The 20,974-nt window shown below is 42.6% G+C and carries 18 protein-coding genes; 11 read left to right on the forward strand and 7 right to left on the reverse strand.

Translation table 11 applies throughout. The annotated features are described in order from the left end of the window. Positions 1–533: 533 nt before the first annotated feature. The 5 genes from FIS9605_RS0107650 to FIS9605_RS0107675 all read right to left on the reverse strand — a co-directional run bounded on the left by FIS9605_RS0107650 (position 534) and on the right by FIS9605_RS0107675 (position 7,834). The gene (locus FIS9605_RS0107650) at positions 534–953 is read right to left on the reverse strand and encodes a hypothetical protein (RefSeq protein ID WP_231510260.1); all 420 of its coding nucleotides are present in this window, start codon (positions 951–953) and stop codon (positions 534–536) included. 337 nt (positions 954–1,290) lie between these two features. Then, entirely contained in the window at positions 1,291–2,382 is a 1,092-nt protein-coding gene (locus FIS9605_RS0107655; protein ID WP_026732064.1) for a glycosyltransferase family 4 protein, read from the reverse strand. Between the two features lie 301 nt (positions 2,383–2,683). Continuing rightward, complete coding sequence (locus FIS9605_RS0107660; protein WP_026732065.1) at positions 2,684–3,790, reverse strand: ABC transporter permease; 1,107 nt, start codon at positions 3,788–3,790, stop codon at positions 2,684–2,686. A 131-nt stretch (positions 3,791–3,921) separates the two neighbouring features. Beyond that, entirely contained in the window at positions 3,922–6,045 is a 2,124-nt protein-coding gene (locus tag FIS9605_RS0107665; protein WP_026732066.1) for an ATP-binding cassette domain-containing protein, read from the reverse strand. Between the two features lie 415 nt (positions 6,046–6,460). Beyond that, positions 6,461–7,834 (reverse strand): HlyD family secretion protein, encoded by a 1,374-nt coding sequence (locus FIS9605_RS0107675; RefSeq protein WP_026732068.1) that lies wholly within the window; start codon positions 7,832–7,834, stop codon positions 6,461–6,463. 89 nt (positions 7,835–7,923) lie between these two features. On the opposite strand from FIS9605_RS0107675, the gene FIS9605_RS0107680 reads away from it, so the two are divergent. From FIS9605_RS0107680 to FIS9605_RS36530, 3 genes are all read left to right on the forward strand, one after another. Continuing rightward, the gene (locus tag FIS9605_RS0107680; RefSeq protein ID WP_063748448.1) at positions 7,924–8,562 is read left to right on the forward strand and encodes a TetR/AcrR family transcriptional regulator; all 639 of its coding nucleotides are present in this window, start codon (positions 7,924–7,926) and stop codon (positions 8,560–8,562) included. 402 nt (positions 8,563–8,964) lie between these two features. Then, on the forward strand, positions 8,965–9,093 hold the full coding sequence (locus FIS9605_RS46020; RefSeq protein WP_269321016.1) for a hypothetical protein: 129 nt from the start codon (positions 8,965–8,967) through the stop codon (positions 9,091–9,093). 299 nt (positions 9,094–9,392) lie between these two features. Next, positions 9,393–9,836: a GNAT family N-acetyltransferase gene (locus FIS9605_RS36530; RefSeq protein ID WP_155960376.1), complete on the forward strand. Its 444-nt coding sequence runs from the start codon at positions 9,393–9,395 to the stop codon at positions 9,834–9,836. 299 nt (positions 9,837–10,135) lie between these two features. Here the strand turns inward: FIS9605_RS36530 and FIS9605_RS0107695 are convergent, their stop codons facing one another. Beyond that, positions 10,136–11,734, reverse strand: coding sequence for an ammonium transporter (locus FIS9605_RS0107695; protein ID WP_026732070.1), 1,599 nt, complete (start codon positions 11,732–11,734; stop codon positions 10,136–10,138). Between the two features lie 718 nt (positions 11,735–12,452). Beyond that, positions 12,453–12,971: a 5-(carboxyamino)imidazole ribonucleotide mutase gene (gene purE, locus FIS9605_RS0107700; protein ID WP_026732071.1), complete on the reverse strand. Its 519-nt coding sequence runs from the start codon at positions 12,969–12,971 to the stop codon at positions 12,453–12,455. A gap of 131 nt (positions 12,972–13,102) precedes the next feature. Here purE and nagA point away from each other — a divergent pair, with 131 nt between their 5' ends. From nagA to FIS9605_RS39755, 8 genes are all read left to right on the forward strand, one after another. Beyond that, complete coding sequence (gene nagA, locus FIS9605_RS0107705) at positions 13,103–14,401, forward strand: N-acetylglucosamine-6-phosphate deacetylase (RefSeq protein WP_026732072.1); 1,299 nt, start codon at positions 13,103–13,105, stop codon at positions 14,399–14,401. A gap of 141 nt (positions 14,402–14,542) precedes the next feature. Continuing rightward, positions 14,543–15,229: a magnesium protoporphyrin IX methyltransferase gene (gene bchM / locus FIS9605_RS0107710; protein ID WP_026732073.1), complete on the forward strand. Its 687-nt coding sequence runs from the start codon at positions 14,543–14,545 to the stop codon at positions 15,227–15,229. Between the two features lie 41 nt (positions 15,230–15,270). Further along, on the forward strand, positions 15,271–15,690 hold the full coding sequence (locus FIS9605_RS0107715) for a hypothetical protein (RefSeq protein WP_026732074.1): 420 nt from the start codon (positions 15,271–15,273) through the stop codon (positions 15,688–15,690). A 99-nt stretch (positions 15,691–15,789) separates the two neighbouring features. Then, the gene (locus FIS9605_RS0107720; RefSeq protein ID WP_026732075.1) at positions 15,790–16,275 is read left to right on the forward strand and encodes a hypothetical protein; all 486 of its coding nucleotides are present in this window, start codon (positions 15,790–15,792) and stop codon (positions 16,273–16,275) included. 20 nt (positions 16,276–16,295) lie between these two features. Beyond that, positions 16,296–16,676, forward strand: coding sequence for a DUF423 domain-containing protein (locus FIS9605_RS0107725; protein WP_026732076.1), 381 nt, complete (start codon positions 16,296–16,298; stop codon positions 16,674–16,676). A gap of 313 nt (positions 16,677–16,989) precedes the next feature. Continuing rightward, positions 16,990–17,274 carry a microviridin/marinostatin family tricyclic proteinase inhibitor gene (locus FIS9605_RS40280; RefSeq protein ID WP_063748449.1) on the forward strand — a complete coding sequence of 95 codons (285 nt, stop codon included), beginning with the start codon at positions 16,990–16,992 and terminating at the stop codon, positions 17,272–17,274. 68 nt (positions 17,275–17,342) lie between these two features. After that, on the forward strand, positions 17,343–18,317 hold the full coding sequence (locus FIS9605_RS0107735) for an MvdD family ATP-grasp ribosomal peptide maturase (protein ID WP_026732077.1): 975 nt from the start codon (positions 17,343–17,345) through the stop codon (positions 18,315–18,317). A 364-nt stretch (positions 18,318–18,681) separates the two neighbouring features. Then, complete coding sequence (locus FIS9605_RS39755) at positions 18,682–20,970, forward strand: AAA-like domain-containing protein (protein ID WP_155960377.1); 2,289 nt, start codon at positions 18,682–18,684, stop codon at positions 20,968–20,970. The last annotated feature ends 4 nt before the right edge of the window (positions 20,971–20,974 follow it).

The raw sequence follows: 20,974 nt of genomic DNA on the forward strand, positions 1-20,974 counted from the left end.
TTTTTATCAATTTAGGAAGGTTTTAGCCAGTGAAGTTCAGGAATTTAAGAAACAACTTAAATTCCAAGACTTACTGTAGAGCTTCAAGCACAAATAACTTAATTTGTAATTTGTCAATCCAGTCAAATAATTCTTTACTTTACAAGAAATATAAGGGTTCTAAGTTGTCAAAAGATACGGCAGCAATACGGTAGAATACATACAAAAATAGTTAATTTTTACTGTTGCATTCCTGTGTGCGTAACCATCTCACGTTATTCTGAAAATCAACCCCGGTCGCACCGGGGTTAATTTTTACCCAATTTCTTGGGCGAGACTCCCTGTTCCCCAATGGTCACTATGTGACTATAGTGACTGAGGAAACGTTCAACTCTGCCCCAGTTACATTGGGGCTTTTTTTATGGAAGGATTGATCTTAGCGTCAATCTTTCATTGTGTCCAGGGAATAACACTTCACAGCTAGCTGTTTTAGCTTGAGCATTTCTACAGCGAGTGAGTCTCAAGTACAAATTTATGTGAAGATAAGCGCTTTGTCACTTGTTGATGAAGTTGTCGATCTCTTGCGCATCCAAGCTGATTCTCCAGAAGCCTTCCAGAGGTAAATCAGGCTGATGAGAATTGCCTACTAGCTCATTGTCATACACCAGCCCAATACTAAAGGTATTACTTAGAGGAATTTGCCCTAATTTCCCGAAACCTTCAATATCGTTTGGGTCAGTAATAAAGCGCTGTTTCAACTGTATGGTTGTTTGGTATCCTCCATCAAAGTAGATTGTTGCTCGATTCTGCCTGAAACTTACTTGGACATCGTAAACTCCACCAGTTGCATAATAGTAAGCTTTGGCAGCTAGCTTTTTGCCATCAATATTTTTCCCTTGATACTCAGCTGCTGTAGCGGGTGTGACTAGCATAAACAAGGCAGCAGCTAGGACTATTTCTAAAACTTTCATCATCGACCTAAGCTGAAGTTTTGTAACTTTTAGTGTTCCAGGATGCTCGCTTTTATAAGGGCTTGTTGGGTAGCTTTATTCTATCGGCTAATAGTCCTCCATGCCTGTCATACCAAGTTGTGTTCAGATATAGCAATTCGTGCCCTCTCCCCCTCCCCTCTCCCAAATTGGGAGAGGGGGTGAGGGAAGTACTATCTTTGACTGCAACCTAGTATCACATCATACTTGAACACCCACAAATAACTTTTAGGCGATCGCCGCACGCGATCGCCTGTGTGAAAACTAGGAGACACCCCTACACATTATTAAAGTGACGAGAGAGTCGCTCAAGAATTGTTAGCTAGCGTGTTAAAGATGCAATTGATTCCAACGAATTTCTGAGTGCAGAATTGAACCAATTTCTAAAGTTGCGTTCTCCAACGAGTTTTTCATAGACTGCTTCATAGCCATCAACCATTTGAGTAACGCTAAATCTCTTCTCCACATATTCTCGGCATTTATGGCGATTTAGTTCCAAAGCTTTGGGTATCATCGCCGCCATTTCTTCGTAGCTTTGGCAGACATAGCCTGTCTGGCCATTAGCAATTACCTCTGATACAGAACCCATATTCATGGCAATTACTGGTGTACCAGTTGCCATAGATTCAGCCATCACCAAACCAAAAGGTTCGCACCAGGTGATCGGGAAGAGAGTAATTGCCGCATTCCCTAATAGTTCAGCTTTTTGAGCATGATTGACTTCGCCCAAAAATTCGATTTGCTTACCATCAATAAGGGGAGCAATTTCTTGTTCAAAGAACTTCTTATCTACAACATCTATCTTACCAGCCATCTTTAAGCGCCATCCTGCCTGTTTAGCAATGGCTATAGCATGTTGCGGTCCCTTTTCTGGTGAGAAGCGTCCTAAAAAAGCTAGATAGGGTGGTTCCTGGGGTTGAGCAAAAAACGGAAAGTTTTCGACGCTAATACCGTTATAAACTGTGGCAACGTAGTTGATGTTTAACAGACGTTGAGCGTCACTAATGCTGACATATGGTTGCGTGTGGTGCTGCCTATATACTTTGCTGTTGTCGCGAGTAAAAATGCCATGTAGGGTATGCACCGTTGGTGTTGACACCAAACTAGCCAAAGCTAGTGACCAAACTCCCACGTGGGAGTGGATGATATCGAATTCCGCAGCATGTTGATAAAGTTTGCTGACGTGTAGGAGTTCGTACATTGCAGGTTCTTTGATGCTTGTATCTAGGCGCAATGCACATGGACTACCCGCTTCTAACCGAGCTAGAGTCTGGGAATCGCCGGAGGCGAATAACGTGACATCGTGACCTCTGCGTACCAATTCATCGGTCAAACGACTCACGACCAACTCAGTACCACCATAGGTGGTAGGGGGAACCTTTTCCCACAAGGGAGCGATTTGTGCGATTTTCATAATATTTATAGTTCAGCCGTCAGAAGCCTTGTCACATAGACTTCTTCTGAGATACTTAAGGTAGAGAACTCTCCTGATATCTGCAATCGACCTCACCTAACTTGCAGTAAATCGTACAACTTCGGTGAACTGAACCTAAAACTCATCTCCACATGAGTGTAAATGGATTTACAACTCTTTATCATATTCGGCTCATCGATATTAATGTATCTATCCTAAGATAGTTATTTTTCTATCTTGAGAGATAAATTTGGGAATGTCTGCAAACGATCGCAAGTATAATCATCCTTTGCATATCTATTTAGTTCGGCAATTGCATTCGACTTAAAACTCGACGAGATATATTGAAAAATATCAATCCCAATATAGCTAGCATCACTAAATCAAACCAAACTCCTGCCCATCCTGTACCGCGCACAAATGCATCACGGGTTATATCAATGTAATATCGAGCGGGAACAACATTAGGAACCAGCGAAAGCGGAAAAGGAATATTATTGAGTGGATAAATAAAACCAGAGAGTAATAAAGCTGTAATAAAACCAATCAAAGCAACGCCTTGAACAGCTGCATTTTGATTGCTACTCCGCACTCCCAATAGCAAACCAAACATTACACTATCTGTAAGAAGTAAGAAAGTACCAACTAACAAAGCTGTGGGTTCAGCTACCAAACCCACATGAAAAATCAGCGAACCCAGCACCATTAATACTAATGCTTCAGCAATGGCAATTAGTAGATAAGCGATTCCTTTACCAAGCAAAAGTTCGGTAGCACTGATGCTAGAAGTGTAAACTTGGAGAATCGTGCCTTTTTCCTTCTCTCGCACCATCGCGATCGCACTTAGCAAAGAGGGAAAAATCCACAAAACCACACCATACACTCCCGGTACAATGTATAGTGATTCTAACCGACCAGGATTAAACCACAAGCGCATTTTGGGAGTGATACTACTGGTAGCAGGTACTAACCCTTGGTCACGCATAAAGAAATTTGTCACTTGTTGAATGCTGTTTTTGATTACACGGGCATTGTTGACATCTGTAGCATCGATTAGTACTTGCAATTCAGTATTTTTCCCTGCTTTAACATCCCGGCTAAATTCAGGAGGAATAATCACTGCTGCCTTGGCAATACCACGATCTATAGCATCCCTTACCGGATCTGTACCCGACCATTTGTATGGTATAAACTGGTTTGTGGCGTACAATCGCTCGATATAACTGCTACTAAGATTGGTACGATCAAAATCCTGGACAATTAAGGGAATATTCTTACTTTCCAAGCGAATCGCAAACCCGAAAATCAATAGCGTTAGGAACGGCAATAAAAACGCTAACGCTAAAGTCAGGCGATCGCGGCGAAATTGGACTAATTCTTTGATGCATTGGGTGAGGATGCGTTTCATTACATATTTTGTTAGTAGTTAGTGGTTAGTGGTTGGTGGTTGGTGGTTGGTGGTTGTTGGTTGTTGGTTGCTGGTTATTTCCAATTCCCAATTCCCAATGCCCAATGCCCGATGCCCACTCTCCCCCTCCTCTACTCCGCCTGTGCCCGTTCCACTATGCCGATGAAAGCATCTTCTAGGGAGAAAGGAATGGGGCGAAGAGATTCTATGGTGAGATTGGCAGACTGTAAAAGTTCACGTATGTAGGGCAGTTCAGTTTCAGGGCGATCGAGGACAACGTGTAAGCTACTAGCAAAGATGGAGACGCGCCAGGAGTCGAGGTGTTGTTTAAGTAACTTGGAGGCGGCTTGATTGTCATTAACAACAATTTCTATCAGTTGTCCAGGTTGAGAAGCTTTGATATAACTAGGAGAGCCTTCCACCACAGTTTCACCCGCTACCATAAAACTCATACGGTTACACTGTTCGGCTTCTTCTAAGTAATGAGTTGTCACTAATATGGCTGTACCATTGCGGGCAAAATCATTAATCAGTTTCCAGAACTGGCGACGCGCCAGCGGATCTACCCCTGATGTCGGCTCATCTAAAAAGAGAATATCCGGTTCGTGCATTACCGAAGCACCAAAAGCAACCCGTTGCTTCCAACCACCCGGTAGCTGTCCGGTGAGCATATCTTCCTGTCCCTTCAGTCCACAGGTGGCAATCACCCAGTCTATCTTTTCTCGGCGCAGCTTGCGAGGAACGCCATATATACCACTGTAAAACTCTAGATTTTCCAGAATTGTCAGATCGTCATAAAGGGTGAATTTCTGACTCATGTAACCAATTCGTCGCCGCAGTTCAGCACTCCGCAGATTTCCTGTTTCGCCACCAAGGGAAATTTCACCGCCACTAGCTTCCAATAAGCCACACAGCATTTTAATTGTTGTGGTTTTTCCCGCCCCATTAGCTCCCAAAAGTCCAAAGATTTCGCCATAACCTACTTCAATGTTGACGCTTTTAACTGCTTGGAATTTACCAAAGACGCGGCTGAGGTTGCGGGCGGAGATGGCGATGTCTGGGGAATGGGCATTGGGAATTGGGCATTGGGAATTGGGAATTGGGGATTGGGGATTGGGAATTGGTTTTTTTACCCATGCCCGATGCCCCTTGCCCGATGCCCCTTGCCCGATGCCCATTGCCTCTTGCCCATTGCCCCTTGCCCATTGCCCCTTGCCCATTGCCCCAATATTGTCTCCCCCTCCTCTTTTCCGGGAACGTGGAAACGGAAAAAATTTTGGTACAGAACCTTGTTGTCGCAGACGGGTAACAAAGACGTTTTCTAGGGTCGGTTCGTTATGTTCGATATTGGGGGAAGGTAACTGCTGTTGTTGCAGTAGTTGGCTGACTTGGCTTTTTCCAATTGCTGCATCTTCAACGAGAACATCTAAGCGATCGCCAAATGTCTGCACATCTACTATATTTGCAGGCGCATTTTCTGATAAAACTTGCTCGGCGATTTCTAAATTTGGCGTGCGAACTTCTAAGCGATATAAGCCCAAGTTGGCGCGTAACTCAGTGGGTGTACCAATCTCATGAATCTTTCCACTGTACATTAATGCGACGCGATCGCAGCGTTCAGCTTCGTCTAGATAGGGTGTAGCCACAACAATTGTCATCCCCTCTGCTGACAATTCTGCTAGCACATCCCAAAACTCTCGTCGGGAAACCGGATCGACACCCGTAGTAGGTTCGTCAAGTAACAAAACTTCGGGTTGGGAAACTAAGGCACAGCACAGCGCTAGCTTTTGTTTCATCCCCCCAGAAAGTTGCCCTGCCAAGCGATCGCCAAATTTCTCCAGGTTCATCAACCGCAAGTATTTATTGCGACGTTCCCATAACACATCATCTGGAACTTGCCGCAACCCTGCCGTGTAGCGTAAATTCTCATCAATGCTCAAGTCGAGATACAGTGAAAACTGCTGTGTCAGATACCCAGTTATTAAACGTGCATCTCGTGCTGGTTGACCAAATATCCGCACTTCTCCTGCTGTTGCTTCCATCACACCCCCCAGAATATGAAAGGTGGTGGTTTTCCCCGCCCCGTCAGGGCCAATTAGCCCAAACATTTCACCCTTGTAGACTGTGAAGTCAATTCCTCGTACAGCAGCTAGGCTACCATAGTGCTTATACAAACCATCAACGTAGATAGCTTCAGTAGATTTACTAGAGTCAGATAACTGATTTTGCGTGAGAGCTCTTACTGATTGTTTCATTCCCTTTCCCCTATCCCTGTTAAGGTGGATGAAAAATAACCTCTATCTAGGTAGGCCAGTTTATTTTGACCTTTGTGTCTTAGTGTCTACCCTGCGGGAAGCCGCTGCGCGTCTATGTGGTTTAATAAAGACATTATTTTTCAACACCCTCCGGGTTCGCCAGTCCCCCCTAAAGGCAGAAGCCCTTACGGGTTCACCAGTCGCTCATGGGGGAAACCACGGCAGGTGCTCATGGGGGGAACCACGGCGACGGCGCTTAAAGTTCGGACGCAGGTTCCGAACACGCGCCTCCTCTATGTGCGGACGCAGGTTCCGCACCCGCGCCTCCCCAAGACCGCACTGCCTCCCCAAGACCGCGTTCCTCACCAAGACGGGGGTTGGACTCACCAAGGCACAAAGACACCAAGTAAAATCGTTACTCTTCTGCCTTCAAATTAATCTCTGCATCCGCAGGCATCCCAATCTTGGCGCAGGGCAAATCTCCGCCAGTGTAAGGTTGCTCAGGGTTAAAGCAACCAGCAGGGTTATTAACACTGATACGAATACCCACGACTTGCCTAACTCTATCTTTCTGAAAATAGATATTTTCTGGCGTAAACGATGCCTGTGGATCAATTGCAATTACTTTACCTGTGAGGGGTCTGTTGGGTGCAGAATCCAAGAAAATTTTGGTAGTCTGTCCCAGACGCACTTTGCCAATGTCTCCTTGGGGAATAAAACCACGCAGATACAATGTTTTGGGATCGACGATGGTGAGAATATTGGTTTGATTGTTGACAATTGCCCCTGGTTCTACACTCCGGGCAGTGACTACGCCATCGAGAGGACTGACAACATTCAGGTCTTTCTTGGCATCTTGAATTTGAGTGAGAATTTGCTGTTTCTCTGCTTGGGCAGATTTGACTCTTGCTTGGGCAGATTTGACTCTTGCTTGAGCAGATTTTAATTGAGCAAGGCTTTGCTGTCGCCTCCTGTTTAATGCTTCTAATTGGGCGTTGCGAATGCTGGGGTTAAAACTTGTGGTTTTGGCTTGTGTCAATGCACCTTCAGCAGCACTTAATTGTTCACGTGCTGCATTGACTGCTGCTCGTCGCGCTTCTAGAGTTGCGATCGCGGTGTCATATGCTGTTTGTGCCTGGTCAAATTGTTGTTGATTGATTGCGCCGTCAGTTACAAGTTTGGCATAGCGATCGCGGTTTACTTTCGCTAATTTCACCTCCGCCGCTGCTTGCTTCACCTGCGCCTGTGCCTGTACAAGTTGTGCTCTTGCTGCTGCTACTGTAGACTGTGCTTGGTCAATCCGACCTTGAGTATCGCCTTGGGACTGCTGCAAATTCAGTTTTGCTTCCTGAATTTGACTGTTAATTTGTTCAATTTCGCCTTGGACTCGCTCTACATCTGCAAGTGCCTGCTGTTCGTCTGACTGGGCAGACGCTACCCGCGCCTGTGCGCCTCGCAGTTGCTCTTGTAGTTCTTTGTCCTCACTATCATCTAGTTGGATTAGCTGTTGCCCCTTTTTAACAGCCGATCCTTCCCACACGGCGATAGATTCAATTCTGCCTACACGTTTCACCCCAATTCCGGTTTCGTAACCCTCTATTCTGCCACTGAATCTCAGCAAATTTTCAGGTGTTTGTGGTTGCAATCTCCAGACTGTATAGCCAATGGCGCTTGCTAAAAGCAGCACCCCCACAAGTAAAGGAATTGGCTTTTTGCGGCCTTTTTGTTTAGAAGGCGGTAAAGGAGCATCGGTGAGATTTTCTGTAGATTGAGGGGCAGTCTGAGTCATGGTAGTACCCCATATTGATAGCGGGTATGGCTACCATACTAGACTGTTTAGTATGATATAGCAGGAGATAGCCAAAAAATTTAACATCCATGCCAAACCTCCCCATCTCTGAATCTGCAAACTTTGTAGAAACCTGCTCACCTGCGGTCACGCCAAAGCAGGAGCAAATCTTGCAAGGAGCCATGCGAGTATTTTTGAAGGCAGGTTATGCTGGCACGAGTATGGATCGGGTGAGTGCAGAAGCAGGGGTTTCTAAACAAACCATTTACAGTCACTTTCAAGATAAAGAAGGACTGTTCAAGGCTTTGATGGAAAGGGTGACAATTGCGAATTTTCGTAGTGTGTTTTCTGCTAAAGAATTTAAAGATGAGCCTGCGGTGTTTCTGCGTCAGCTTGCTGAAACTTTTTTTACAAAAGTTGCTGATAACCCCGACTACATACCTTTGTTGCGGCTGATTGTGTCAGAGTCAGAACGTTTTCCGGAACTAGCAAAACTTTATACGCAAACTGTGATTCAACAGGGTCGGAAATTATTGGTTAAATATTTTGCTGCTCACCCAGAATTAGTTATTGCCGATCCAGAGGCGATCGCGCAAATTTTTTTTGGTTCCCTAGTATCTCACACGATCGTGCAGGAGATGTTGTACGGGAAAGAACTGATGCCTCTATCACGCGATCGCTTAATTGATAGCTTAATGAGCTTGGTACTGGCACGAAAAGAAAACTGAATGATTTAAAAGCTGCAAACCAAATTGTAGGTTCGCGCGAAAACAGCAAATTTTATGACGGTTAAGTTACTTTGAGGCGATCGGTGAGACGATGCTTTAAGATTCTTGGTGAGTCGTTGCACAAGCGTTATTGCTTCCTAACTGGATTGCAGGGCTATCTGGACTCATCGGTTTCAGCATTGCGTATGCAACACGAATTGACCAGGAAGAACAGATGCTGCTTGACAAATTCGGTGATGAGTATGAAGCCTACAGGAAACGTACAAAACGATTAGTGCCCTATCTGTTCTAAATAGTCATGACCAACCAGACAATGCAGCACGAGTCGAACGCTTAGGAACTTCCCGCACGATTCCCCGTAAGCAGTATTTAGCGTCACGGGTAACAAAGGAGTTACGTCAGTTGTTAGAGAATCCCAACTATGCAACCAAGGCAGCAGAAATCGGACGTATTATTCAAGCAGAGAATGGTGTTGGTGTTGCTTGTGATGCGATTGAAAAACAGCTTCAAGCAGCCTCGATCTTCCCGTGAGCGACAGCAATTTACTTGTCTACCGGAGTGCAGGGTTAGGTTTCTTTATCGGTGGGACGGTACTTTAGGATTATTGGTGAAGCGATCGGTAGCAACTGGCACAATGTAAGAAATTAAATCAGTTGAACAAGGCTTTTGGAATGATGTCACAATTTTCTTTGTAACTGGCTATAAATCTAAGCAGATTGCAGCAGCATAACTCAGCCTTTGGGCTGCTTCGCAAACCAGCTAGCTGCCCCCATAATTGAGCGTCTTTACACATGATTTACCACCCAATGAATCGTCTGGATGCTCGCGAAATGCTTGCATGGAGATACCTGCCTCCCTACGACTTTTACAACATGGTCATCCTGGATAATGAGATAGACGCGCACATCGCCTTCTATATCGATCGCAAGAATGGCTACTACAGCATTTACAACGAACAGGGTGATTTCACTGCATTCTGCAATTTCGGGTTCGATGCCCAGGTTTTTGGTGGAGACTATTCTCAAGATGCGCTGGACATCGGTATGGGACTACGGCCAAATCTAACCGGAAATGGGCAAGGCAAGTTGTTTGCTTCTAATACTCTTGCATTTGCCAAACAGTTGTTTCGACCCAACCAATATCGTGTCACAGTAGCGGAGTTTAACAGGCGAGCGCTCCACCTTTGGCAAGCTCTCGGGTTCAGCGAGATACATAGATTTGCGAATCAGTCAAGTGGCCTATACTTCCGTATCCTCACTATGTACGAAGAGTAGCTCGGATTTGGTGTCAACTTCAAGGCGCGTAGTCGAGCAGGGGGCGATCGCTATATTTGCTTTCTTCTTTTACCTTACGCATAAAAAAACCGCCCCTGATATTAAAGACAAATCTTTAAAGAGGCTGTTATTCCAGTTGATAGGTTTAAATAAACAGTTGTTAGTTGTTAGTTGTTGACACAGATCCCCGACGTTTTATGTTGAGACTGGGTACTGGGGTGCTCCAAAATTTGGGAGGGCTTTATTGCCCCGGACATAATTTTTACGAGTGAAAACCCAACCCCAGTCCCTTTTACATCTTACAGACTTGTGGGTAAATCTCCTGGTTGTGACATTCCTTTAGGACTGCTTGGTTCAGTAAAACCACTAGCCTCAGCCTCTTTGAGGAATCCACTGTAGGCTTCCATTCCGTGTTCGCCAATATCCAAGCCTTCTATTTCTTCTTCACGAGATACTCTGATACCTAAAGTAGCCTTGAGTGCAAGCCAGAAGACGGTGCTGAGGAGAACGGTCATTCCACCCACAGAAATAACGCCAAGGAACTGAGTGATGAGCTGTCCTATGCCACCACCTGCAAATAAACCTCTGGCTGGGCCAAGTCCCTCAGCATACCAGGGATAAACACCAGGGCCAACAGCAAATAGACCAACTGCCAAAGTTCCCCAAACACCACAAACGAGGTGTACCGAGATGGCTCCCACGGGGTCATCAATTTTAATTCTGTCAAAGAATGTGACGGCGAAAACAACTAGGACTCCGGCAATCAAACCAATGAAGAAAGAACTGCCAATAGTGATGTAAGCACAAGGTGCGGTAACAGCAACCAAGCCTGCCAAAATACCATTGATGACCATTGACAAGTCTGGCTTACCCAAATACAGCCAAGCTGTAGCTGTGGCAGCAATTCCACCAACAGCACCTGCCATGTTGGTAGTCAAGGCGATATGGGTAATGGCATCGGGATCGGCAGCCATTACAGAACCGGGGTTGAATCCGAACCAGCCTAACCACAAAATCAAACAGCCCAAGGTGGCTATGCTCATATTGTGACCGGGAATGGCAACAGTGTGCCCATCTTGATATTTACCAAGCCGAGGCCCGAGTAATGCTGCTCCCATCAAAGCAGCCCAACCACCAACGGAGTGAACCACTGTTGAACCGGCAAAATCCCAAAAACCTCTGTCTGCTAACCAGCCCCCACCCCAAATCCAGTGTCCTGTGAGTGCGTAGGAAATACCGACAAGTAAGAGGCTGAAAATTAGAAAGTCAACAAATTTAACACGTTCAGCAACAGCACCCGAAACAATAGTTGCAGCAGTTCCGGCAAATGCTAACTGAAATAAAAACTTGGCAGATAGCGGAACACCTGTCCAACTAAGAGCGCTAAATACTCCTTTATAAGCATCTCCAGTTGCGGGACTGTTATCTGCACCTTGCAGGAAAAACCCATTTAATCCAATAAAGTCATTGCCATCGCCAAACATGAAGCCAAAACCGATCGCCCAAAAAGCAACGGTAGCCAGAGCAAAGACAATCAAGTTTTTAGCAAGAACGTTAACAGCATTTTTCTGACGACACAAACCGGTTTCTAACATGCAGAAACCAGCGTTCATAAAAATTACTAAAAAAGCGGCGATCGCTACCCACAAGGTATCAAGTGCCACTTTTAGTTCTGCTGTAGTTGGGCCAGCAGGGGCAGGAGTTTGGGCAACAGCTACGTAACTCCACCCCAGCACAATCAAACAAGCTAATGGAATACAGGCTTGCCAACTTGGAGACAACCGCCTAATTACCCAGAAAATTTGATTGACAATAGAGTTTGATTGTGTTGTACGGGCGTTCCAGCTTGCTGATGGTTGCCTATTTTTGGCTTTCGATTTCTTTCTGTGCTTTAACATCATGCTCTAAACCTTCCTTAACAGGAAAAATGCGTTAAGTAGAAAGAGCGCTCTTTCAAAACTAAGCAATTTGTTTTTGATATTTGGTTATTTAAGCAAGTTTGCTATTAAAACTCGCTGATTCTCGTTTCCAATAAGCAGTATTTTGAAAATTTGAGAATCGAATAACCGAATTTGCAGTCAAGAAGTAGGCGCTACTTCTGTTGATACTACTGATATTCTTAAGAAATTATTATTATGTAATTTCGGAAACAGTCAAGTATCCTTCACTCACTCTTCAATAAACTTATTTTTGACACTACTCCCAAATTTTGATAATTAATCGCAACAAAAAAGTTACATAGTGATTGGCAAAGAATATTGACAAGAAACCCTCTCAATATTCTGTAACTTAAAATACAGTTTTTTAAACGTCTAATATTGTTAGTAGGATATAAACCCGGCAATTAAACGTCTGTGTTATTGGTTTATAACTCTTTCTCAACATGAAGATAAAAAATTAACAACATTCTCAAAATTTTATCAAAAATTCTTAAAATACTTAATAGATGATTTCGAGAAAAATTTACATCTAATGTGAATTGACAAGGCAAAGAAGGGTGTTCGCTGGCAATTGTTTAGTTATTTTTGGGGAAACGTAGACGCCCATCAGGGCGGCTTCCCGGAGATGCAAATTTTGAATTCATAGTGTTTAAATTTACACTCATTCTTAACTTGATTACATCTGCTTTAAATATTGTTCATAGCCCAGTTGTTCCAGCTTTGCTTGCTTTGTCATTACCGTTTCGCGTAGATTTTGACGATACTGTTGCACTTTTTCCAGCAATTCCGGCTGCTGAGTAGCAAGAATTTGCACTGCCAAAAGTCCAGCATTTGTGGCATTGCCGATCGCTACTGTTGCAACTGGAATACCCGCAGGCATTTGTACAATTGAATACAAAGAATCAGTACCTTGTAAATGACGGCTGGGTACGGGAACACCAATGACAGGAAGCGGTGTTAGAGATGCAACCATACCTGGAAGATGGGCAGCACCACCTGCACCAGCAATAATTACCTTGATACCACGCTCGTGAGCAGACTTGGCATATTCCACCATGCGTTCTGGGGTACGATGGGCGCTAACGATCGCTACTTCAACAGCAACGCCAAAATCTTCACAAACTGCGATCGCACCTTGCATGGTAGGTAAATCGGAATCGCTGCCCATGATAATGCCAATAAGAGGTTGAGTCATAAGAATGGGGGATTGGGGATTGAGAATTGGGAATTAGGGATTGGGAATAGGTGAAAATTATGAATGATGAATGCTGAATAGTGAAACTTTCATATTCATAATTCATAATTCATAATTTTTTTGCCAGCGTGATGACTGAAGTAACATCAAGCACAATCTCCTACCCTATAGATATTGTTAACGCGCGAGTGCCGGGTTACAAGGATTTGCAGATGCTGTTGGTTAGCCGTCAAGGCACAATCGAGCAAATCTTGCCAATGAGTACGGTTTTCAAAAGAGTTCCACCACCAGATTTGCAAGTGTTGGATGTGGGGGGCGATCGCATTTCCTTGGGTGGTGTTGATTTGCAGATTAACGGCGCATTAGGTTTAGCATTTCCCGAATTGCAAGCAGAAAATTCTCACCTATTGCCAAAAATATGCGAATTTTTGTGGAATATGGGGGTAGATGCTTTTTTACCGACTTTGGTGACAACTTCGGTGGAAAATATTCAGCGATCGCTTGCTGTGATTGCTGAGTTTATGGCAAACGGTAGGGAGTTGGGGAGTTGGGGAGATAGGGAGAACCATCACCCCATCACCCCATCAATCAATACTGCCAAAATACTGGGAGTGCACTTAGAAGGGCCATTCTTAAATTTTCAAAAGCGCGGCGCACATCCAGCCGAGTATCTGTTACCTCTGACAATAGATGAAATTAAGCGGGTTTTAGGGAATTATGCTCATGTTGTTAAAATCATCACCCTTGCGCCGGAGTTAGATGTCACTGGAGAAGTAATTCCCTACTTGCGTTCCTTGGGTATTACCGTCAGTTTAGGACATTCACAAGCAACAGCAACCCAAGCGCAACGTGCCTTTGAGTTGGGTGCAACAATGGTGACTCATGCTTTTAATGCCATGCCACCATTACATCACCGCGAACCAGGATTATTAGGGGCAGCAATTACCAATCCTGAGGTGATGTGTGGTTTTATAGCTGATGGGCAACACGTTTCCCCAACGATGCTAGATATATTGCTACGTGCCAGCTATTCCCCTCTTAAAAAAGGGAAAAAAGGGGAGGTGGGGCTTTTTCTGGTTAGTGATGCCTTAGCACCTTTGGGACTACCCGATGGCATTTATCCTTGGGACAGTCGGCAAATAGAAGTAAAAAACGGGACAGCACGACTGTTGGATGGGACTTTATCGGGGACAACTTTACCTTTATTGGTGGGAGTGCAAAATTTAGTCAAGTGGGGAATATGTGATGTGGAAATGGCGATCGCACTCGCTACAGAAGCACCAAGAAAGGCGATCGGTTTATCAGGTATAGCCTCTGGTGCTTGTGCTACTCAATTATTGCGCTGGCACTTTGATAAATCTACCCAAGAACTAACTTGGCAAAGAATAATAGGGGGAAGAGGCATAACAATTATGAATTATGAATTATGAATTATGAAATTTTCAGCATTCAGCGTTCATCATTCATAATTTTCACTTATTCCCAATTCCCAATGCCCGATCTCCCCATCTCCTCTTGACTGGCAGACATGATACTTTTAAGCATTGGAAACCATTCGATAATTGAGTTTCATGAACGCAGCCGACGATAAAACCATTGTTAAAGATTATTTCAATTCCACAGGTTTTGACCGCTGGAGACGTATATACGGTGATGGTGAAGTTAACAAAGTCCAGCTAGACATCCGCAATGGACATCAGCAAACTGTGGATACAGTGCTAAGTTGGCTGAAAGCAGATAATAACTTAGCAGAATTATCCATCTGCGATGCTGGGTGTGGTGTGGGTAGTCTCAGCATCCCTCTAGCAGAAGCAGGAGCAAAAGTTTATGCTAGCGATATTTCAGAGAAAATGGTGGAGGAAGGCAAACAAAGAGCTTCTCAAACCTTGCCAAATCCAGAAAATCTCACTTTTGCAGTGCAAGATTTAGAAACGTTAAGCGGTAGCTACCATACGGTTATTTGTCTGGATGTTCTCATCCACTATCCCCAAGAAAAAGCAGATGAGATGATTTCTCACCTCTGTTCTTTGGCACAGTCGCGGCTAATTCTCAGTTTTGCCCCCAAAACCTGTGCTTTAACGATACTAAAGAAAATTGGCAGTTTCTTTCCGGGGCCAAGTAAAGCGACTCGCGCCTACTTGCATCGTGAGACTGATGTGGCAAAAATCCTGGAAAGAAACGGTTTTGTATTGCAACGACAAGCGATGACGCGTACTCGTTTTTATTTCTCTCGTTTACTGGAAGCTACTCGCAAGTGAGGCTAAGATCGCGACAAGATACTACATCTTGTCGTGTAATTATGAATTTGATCAAAAAGATATCGGCTGGATTGCTGTTCTCCTTTGGGTTTTTTTGTCTGATGCTGGTGGCTGTGGAAACACTGACTTATAACCAAAAGCAAACTCAGCAGGAACAGACAGAGTCAGTGAATGGTATTTTTGGTGGTTTAGCTTTTGGCGTGCCAGCAGTAGCATATGGAGGATGGCTAGTGTGGGGAATGCGTCAACAACACCAAAAACTGTTAAGCGATCGCCTCCAGTCTACTTTTTATCGCCTGCTCGAAGAAAATAACGGTAAAATTTCCGTATTATCTTTTGCCAAACAAGCAGAGATAAATGGTGATGAAGCAAAGAGGTATCTAGATGCTAAGGCAAAAGAGTTTAATGCCACATTTGACATCAACCCCCAAGGAGGCATTTATTACTACTTTCATATTTAGACGCATGTATTTTGTTAGTGGTTGGTAGTTGTTTGGAACGAACAACCAACAACAAACAACAAACAACGAACAACAAACAACAGACGCAAGTGAGGAATTATGAAGACTGGTGAAAAATTAGCTGCGGGTTGGCTGCTGACACTTGGTTTCATGTTTATAACCTTATCAGTTTCAGCGGCAATAGACAAACATAATATGTTGAAACCAATCTCCCCAGGAATAGATAATGAAGCACCAGATTTTCGCAATCAAGAAGCTCTTTACGCACTTGATTCTACAACTAAACAAGGTTTAATCTTTGGCGTTCCTACTTTAGTATTAGGAGGATGGTTGGCACTAGGATTATACCGTCAAAATCGGCAAGATAAAAAGGCAATTGAGCAACAGGTAAACGAACATCTGCAATCAGTTTTTTATCGCATGATCCAAGAAAATCATGGACGTGTGACTCTTTTAAATTTTGCGATGCAATCTCAACTACCAGCATCAGTTGCTAGACAATATCTTGATGAGCAAGCCAAAATATTCAATGCTAATTATAAGGTTAGTGAAGAGGGGGGAATTTCTTACCATTTTGACCTTTAAAGAATAATTTGGCGAACTTTATGACGCAGATTTTTTTGAGCTTAGCAGCTATCTTAGGTGGTCTTTCTGTTGCCGCAGGTGCTTTTGCTTCCCATGCCTTACGAGAAAGAATGAGTGAGCGATCGCTAGAAATTTTTGAAACAGGCGCTCGTTACCAAATGTATCATGCTCTAGCACTGTTAATTGTGGCACTATTACTAAGTCGGCTCGAATCTCCGCCACCTAGCTTGCTAGCAAGTGGGTGGTTATTCATTATTGGCATTGCAATTTTTTCAGGCAGCTTATATGCTCTGAGTTTAACTGGTATTAAATATTTAGGAGCCATTACACCAGTAGGAGGAGCAGCCTTTATTGCGGGTTGGGGTGCTTTAGCATTTGCCGCTTGGAATTTGAAGTATTAAGAACTTCCAAAAAATAAATTATCCAGTAGGGTGCGTTACGGCGTTAAGCCTAACGCACCACTTAACAGATAAAAGGTGCGTTACGCTGTCGCGTTAACAGAGAATTCATGATTTACTGTAAATGATTCTGAAAAACTCATACTACTAACAAATTAAACCCTTAGAATTGAGTTAGGCTTGTAATTATATCAGACTTCTGAAAATAACATAAAAAATTTCATAAAATGACAATCCCGCTAGGAAGCGTGGGTGCTAGATTCAGGATGGAAGAGTATCTGAATTAGCAAAATCATCTCCCAAAAGGAGAAAGTATATGTCTAATAGCAAAAAGCAAGATTTGAATTTATCAGTAGTGCCATTCTTTGCCCGCTACTTAGAAGGACAATTATGTGAGGACTTGTCTTCGGAAGAAATGGAAAAAATCACAGGCGGTAGTGAAGTCGTGACAATGAGGTATCCTTCAGATAATGAGGATAGCAATCCTGTTCCTATGCCACCGAGTTATCCCACACAACCGAATCAACCTATAAACTGGAATCTCCCATCATACCCACATTTCTCAATTCCCATACCGCCTTTTTGTAGGAAAAGAAAATGAATATGTAGGGCTGATATTTTCATTTGCACAGCTTTCCTTTTTTTAGGGCGATCGCATAAAGCATAAATATGACAATTTTAATAATTACCCATAGCCGCGATAATGAGAGTATTCCTCTAGTCATGCAAGCGATCGCAAATCAAGGAGGAAAAGCCTTTCGTTTTGACACAGATCGATTTCCTACAGAAGTACAGTTGGAAGTCTACTACAGCCAGGGATGCGAAAGACAAATTCTCATCGACGGCGATGAGCAATTAGATTTGAGTCAGGTGCGTGCAGTATGGTATCGTCGCATTGCGATCGGAGCAAGAATTCCCAAAACTATGGACTTGCAATTGCGACAAGCATCAATTGGTGAATCTCGCGTCACCATTATGGGGATGATTGCCAGTATCAAAGGGTTTCACCTCGACCCCGTGCCAAATATTCGCCGCGCTGAAAATAAGCAACTCCAACTGCAAGTAGCACGGGAATTAGGTATTGACACACCGCGTACTCTGATTACAAACAATCCTCAAGCAGTCAGACAATTTGCCCAGGAATGCAAACAGGGCATAATTGCAAAAATGCTCTCTTCTTTCGTCATCTATGATGAGCAAGGACGAGATAACGTTGTCTTTACAAATGCAGTTGCACCCGAAGATCTAGAAAATCTTGATGGACTGCGTTTTTGCCCGATGACATTTCAAGAGCAAGTCCCCAAGACGCTAGAGTTGCGGACAACTATTGTGGGAAAGCGCGTGTTTACTGCTGCGGTTGATTCTCAGGCTTTTGAAAAAGCTCGTGATGACTGGCGACGAAAGGGAATTGCCTTACTCGACGCTTGGCAACCCTACCAACTACCTGAGGATGTAGAAGCAAAACTTCTCAAATTAATGGCTGAATTCGGCTTGAACTATGGAGCAATTGATATTATTTTGACGCCCGACGGACGGCATGTATTTTTAGAAGTCAACCCCGTCGGGGAATTTTTTTGGTTAGAACGCTGTCCGGGTTTACCAATTTCCCAGGCAATTGCGGAAGTTTTATTGACTCAAGAATAAAGACTTTCTACCTAACAATATATTTTCTTTGGTGATTAGCTCAAAGTATTTAAACGCGCCCCTACAGTGGTTAGTGGTTAGTTTTTTGCCACTTTTAAAAATGTAGAAATATTGAAGCGGTATAGAAAGCTTTAAATTAATAGATTTGCAGCAATAATTAATACTGATAATATAGTTATGCCTGATTAAATCGATACTCTACATACGCGTGAAGGGTATGAGTAAAGCAGAAGAAGTGATAAAGGTATACCAACGATTAACACAAAAGTATAAATTAATACTAATTTCTTTCTTAAAGACTGAGTACAGAAAAAAGTCGTGGAGATTGGTATCGATAAGTGATAGTTTGAATAAATAAATTACTGTGTTGCTAATTGTACCAGGAATACTACCGCGATCGCCATTAGGTAACAGAATGAACTTAGAGCTAGATAACTATTATCAATGGAGAGAGTGCCTGAGGGCTGATGCACCTAGCTATGTTGAGCGATCGGCAGATCAAGAACTTTTAGAGAAGTTGAAAATAGGAGAGTATTGTTATGTGTTAAATGCCAGTCAGATGGGTAAATCTAGCTTAATGCTGCGGACAAAACACAAGCTAGAACAACAAGGATTTGCCTGTGCTGCTATTAGTCTAAAAACCATGAGTCAAGTTTATACTACTTATAATAGCTGGTATGAAGGATTATTTAATGATTTAGCTAATCAATTCAAACTTTCGGAACAATTTAATTGTAAACTTTGGTGGGATCAACAAAAAGATACGTCTTTAAACAAGCTATTAAATTTCATTGACACAATATTATTGACAGAAATAAATCACAACAAAATAGTAATTTTATTTGACGAAATAGATATTATTTTTAGAGTTAGATTTAGAGTAGATGATTTTTTTACTTTTATCAGCACTTGTTACCAACGTCGCACGGTAAAATCAGCATACAATCGTCTCAACTTTGCCCTATTTGGAGTGGCAGCCCTATCTGCCCTCAATACTAAATTAAATATTATTGGTAGGACAATTGAATTAACTGGCTTTAAACTTTCCGAGACTAAACCTTTAGCCTATGGTTTGCAGTTGGCGAAAAAAGTTAAACACCCTAAAAATGTTTTGAAAGAAATTTTAAAATGGACTGGTGGTCAACCCTATCTCACTCAAATAATTTGCGGCTTAGTGATTAAATCTAAATTATATATTCATAAGGATCGGGAAGTAGAGAAAATCGCTACGCTCGTGAATAGACATGTGATTGATAGTTGGGAAACAAAAGATACTCATACACATCTAGAGAATATCCAACTTGTTCTGCTTAGAAATAATCCAAGTAAATTCAGACGGCTAAGTTTGTATCAAAAAATTTTGCAGGAGGGAGAAGTAGGAATTAATTATTGTTCAGAAAATAGTCCAGAACAAATAGAGTTGCAGTTATCAGGTGTGGTAGTTAAAGAGCAAGAAAATTTAAAGTTGTTTAATCAAATTTATAAACATATTTTTAATGAAGAATGGGTGAGCAAGAATTTAGCAGAGATACCTCTGCTTTATCACGAAAAACTCTCAAATTGGTTGGCGTCCCAAGAACAAGATGAATCTCAACTTTTATATGGACAAGAATTGGAAAAAGTATGGAAATGGGCAAAAGAAAAAAACTTGACTGAACAAGAGCGAAATTTCTTGTTAAAAAGCCAATTGTTTGACGCCGTTACCAAAGTGCGTTTATGTAGTATCAATAATTATGAATCTGTCGTTCAAGCTGTTTTCTCATGGACTAGAGGAGAAAAAAAGCTGAATGACCTAATTTTGGAACTAGCAAAGTTTCATCAACTTCCAGCCGCAGGAAGTGAGGCGATCTGGGTTGATAACTTGGTGCGATCGCATATTCTAGACAATTGGCAAACTCATATTGCAAATCACCCTATTGCTGAGTTTCGCCATCAGCTTTTATTAGTTCATATAGAAAAATTAAAAATGGTTGCAGAAAAAGATAAGATAAATATTGCTAAAATATTCCAGGAATGGATGCCTGAATTAGAGCAAAAATCTAGCCGTCTTTATAGCCATCTCATTGAAGAAATTCTTTTATGGACAAAACCTAATCTTTATCTTTTAGAAACACTTTGTCAGCTGATATGTGATTCGCAAACCCCTATACCCACCAATCGTGAAGCAGAATATATCCAGCAACTAGTACAAACCCACTGGATTAGGCAATGGGAAACTCAACCAGAGACTCAACCGATTAGAGAAATAAGCGATCGCCTCCTCAAAAATCCAAATTGCGATCCTTTTAGGCTACTGATCCGGTATCGGCAAATTTTACGCGAAGAACTATTACTAGAAGATGATTGTCAAGAAGATGAAGAGCTACTAAAAATCAAGCTAGTAGACAAAATTAATGGTAATCTAAGAGTTGCAAATTTTACTTATGAGCACATATTTAATCTTAGCTGGATTAACCAATCCCTAACAAATATATCACGACCTTATGAACCGAAAAAATTTATTAATTGGTTAGATTCTCGGCAGAAAGACAAATCACAATTACTCACCGGAGAAGAATTAGAAAAAACTAAAGCTTGGGCAGATACAAACAAAGATTTATTAACAGATAAAGAACGAGATTTTATTACCTGGAGTATAATAGCAAATTTTTAAGGTT

The organism is Fischerella sp. PCC 9605, from assembly GCF_000517105.1.
Lineage (GTDB): Bacteria > Cyanobacteriota > Cyanobacteriia > Cyanobacteriales > Nostocaceae > PCC9605.

What these genes read in the sequence shown, in the direction of transcription:
- FIS9605_RS0107650 (WP_231510260.1), bottom strand. Translation starts at nt 953, where the DNA reads ATGATGAAAGTTTTAGAAATAGTCCTAGCTGCTGCCTTGTTTATGCTA.
- FIS9605_RS0107655 (WP_026732064.1), bottom strand. Translation starts at nt 2,382, where the DNA reads ATGAAAATCGCACAAATCGCTCCCTTGTGGGAAAAGGTTCCCCCTACC.
- FIS9605_RS0107660 (WP_026732065.1), bottom strand. Translation starts at nt 3,790, where the DNA reads ATGAAACGCATCCTCACCCAATGCATCAAAGAATTAGTCCAATTTCGC.
- FIS9605_RS0107665 (WP_026732066.1), bottom strand. Translation starts at nt 6,045, where the DNA reads ATGAAACAATCAGTAAGAGCTCTCACGCAAAATCAGTTATCTGACTCT.
- FIS9605_RS0107675 (WP_026732068.1), bottom strand. Translation starts at nt 7,834, where the DNA reads ATGACTCAGACTGCCCCTCAATCTACAGAAAATCTCACCGATGCTCCT.
- FIS9605_RS0107680 (WP_063748448.1), top strand. Translation starts at nt 7,924, where the DNA reads ATGCCAAACCTCCCCATCTCTGAATCTGCAAACTTTGTAGAAACCTGC.
- FIS9605_RS36530 (WP_155960376.1), top strand. Translation starts at nt 9,393, where the DNA reads ATGCTTGCATGGAGATACCTGCCTCCCTACGACTTTTACAACATGGTC.
- FIS9605_RS0107695 (WP_026732070.1), bottom strand. Translation starts at nt 11,734, where the DNA reads ATGTTAAAGCACAGAAAGAAATCGAAAGCCAAAAATAGGCAACCATCA.
- purE (WP_026732071.1), bottom strand. Translation starts at nt 12,971, where the DNA reads ATGACTCAACCTCTTATTGGCATTATCATGGGCAGCGATTCCGATTTA.
- nagA (WP_026732072.1), top strand. Translation starts at nt 13,103, where the DNA reads ATGACTGAAGTAACATCAAGCACAATCTCCTACCCTATAGATATTGTT.
- bchM (WP_026732073.1), top strand. Translation starts at nt 14,543, where the DNA reads ATGAACGCAGCCGACGATAAAACCATTGTTAAAGATTATTTCAATTCC.
- FIS9605_RS0107715 (WP_026732074.1), top strand. Translation starts at nt 15,271, where the DNA reads ATGAATTTGATCAAAAAGATATCGGCTGGATTGCTGTTCTCCTTTGGG.
- FIS9605_RS0107720 (WP_026732075.1), top strand. Translation starts at nt 15,790, where the DNA reads ATGAAGACTGGTGAAAAATTAGCTGCGGGTTGGCTGCTGACACTTGGT.
- FIS9605_RS0107725 (WP_026732076.1), top strand. Translation starts at nt 16,296, where the DNA reads ATGACGCAGATTTTTTTGAGCTTAGCAGCTATCTTAGGTGGTCTTTCT.
- FIS9605_RS40280 (WP_063748449.1), top strand. Translation starts at nt 16,990, where the DNA reads ATGTCTAATAGCAAAAAGCAAGATTTGAATTTATCAGTAGTGCCATTC.
- FIS9605_RS0107735 (WP_026732077.1), top strand. Translation starts at nt 17,343, where the DNA reads ATGACAATTTTAATAATTACCCATAGCCGCGATAATGAGAGTATTCCT.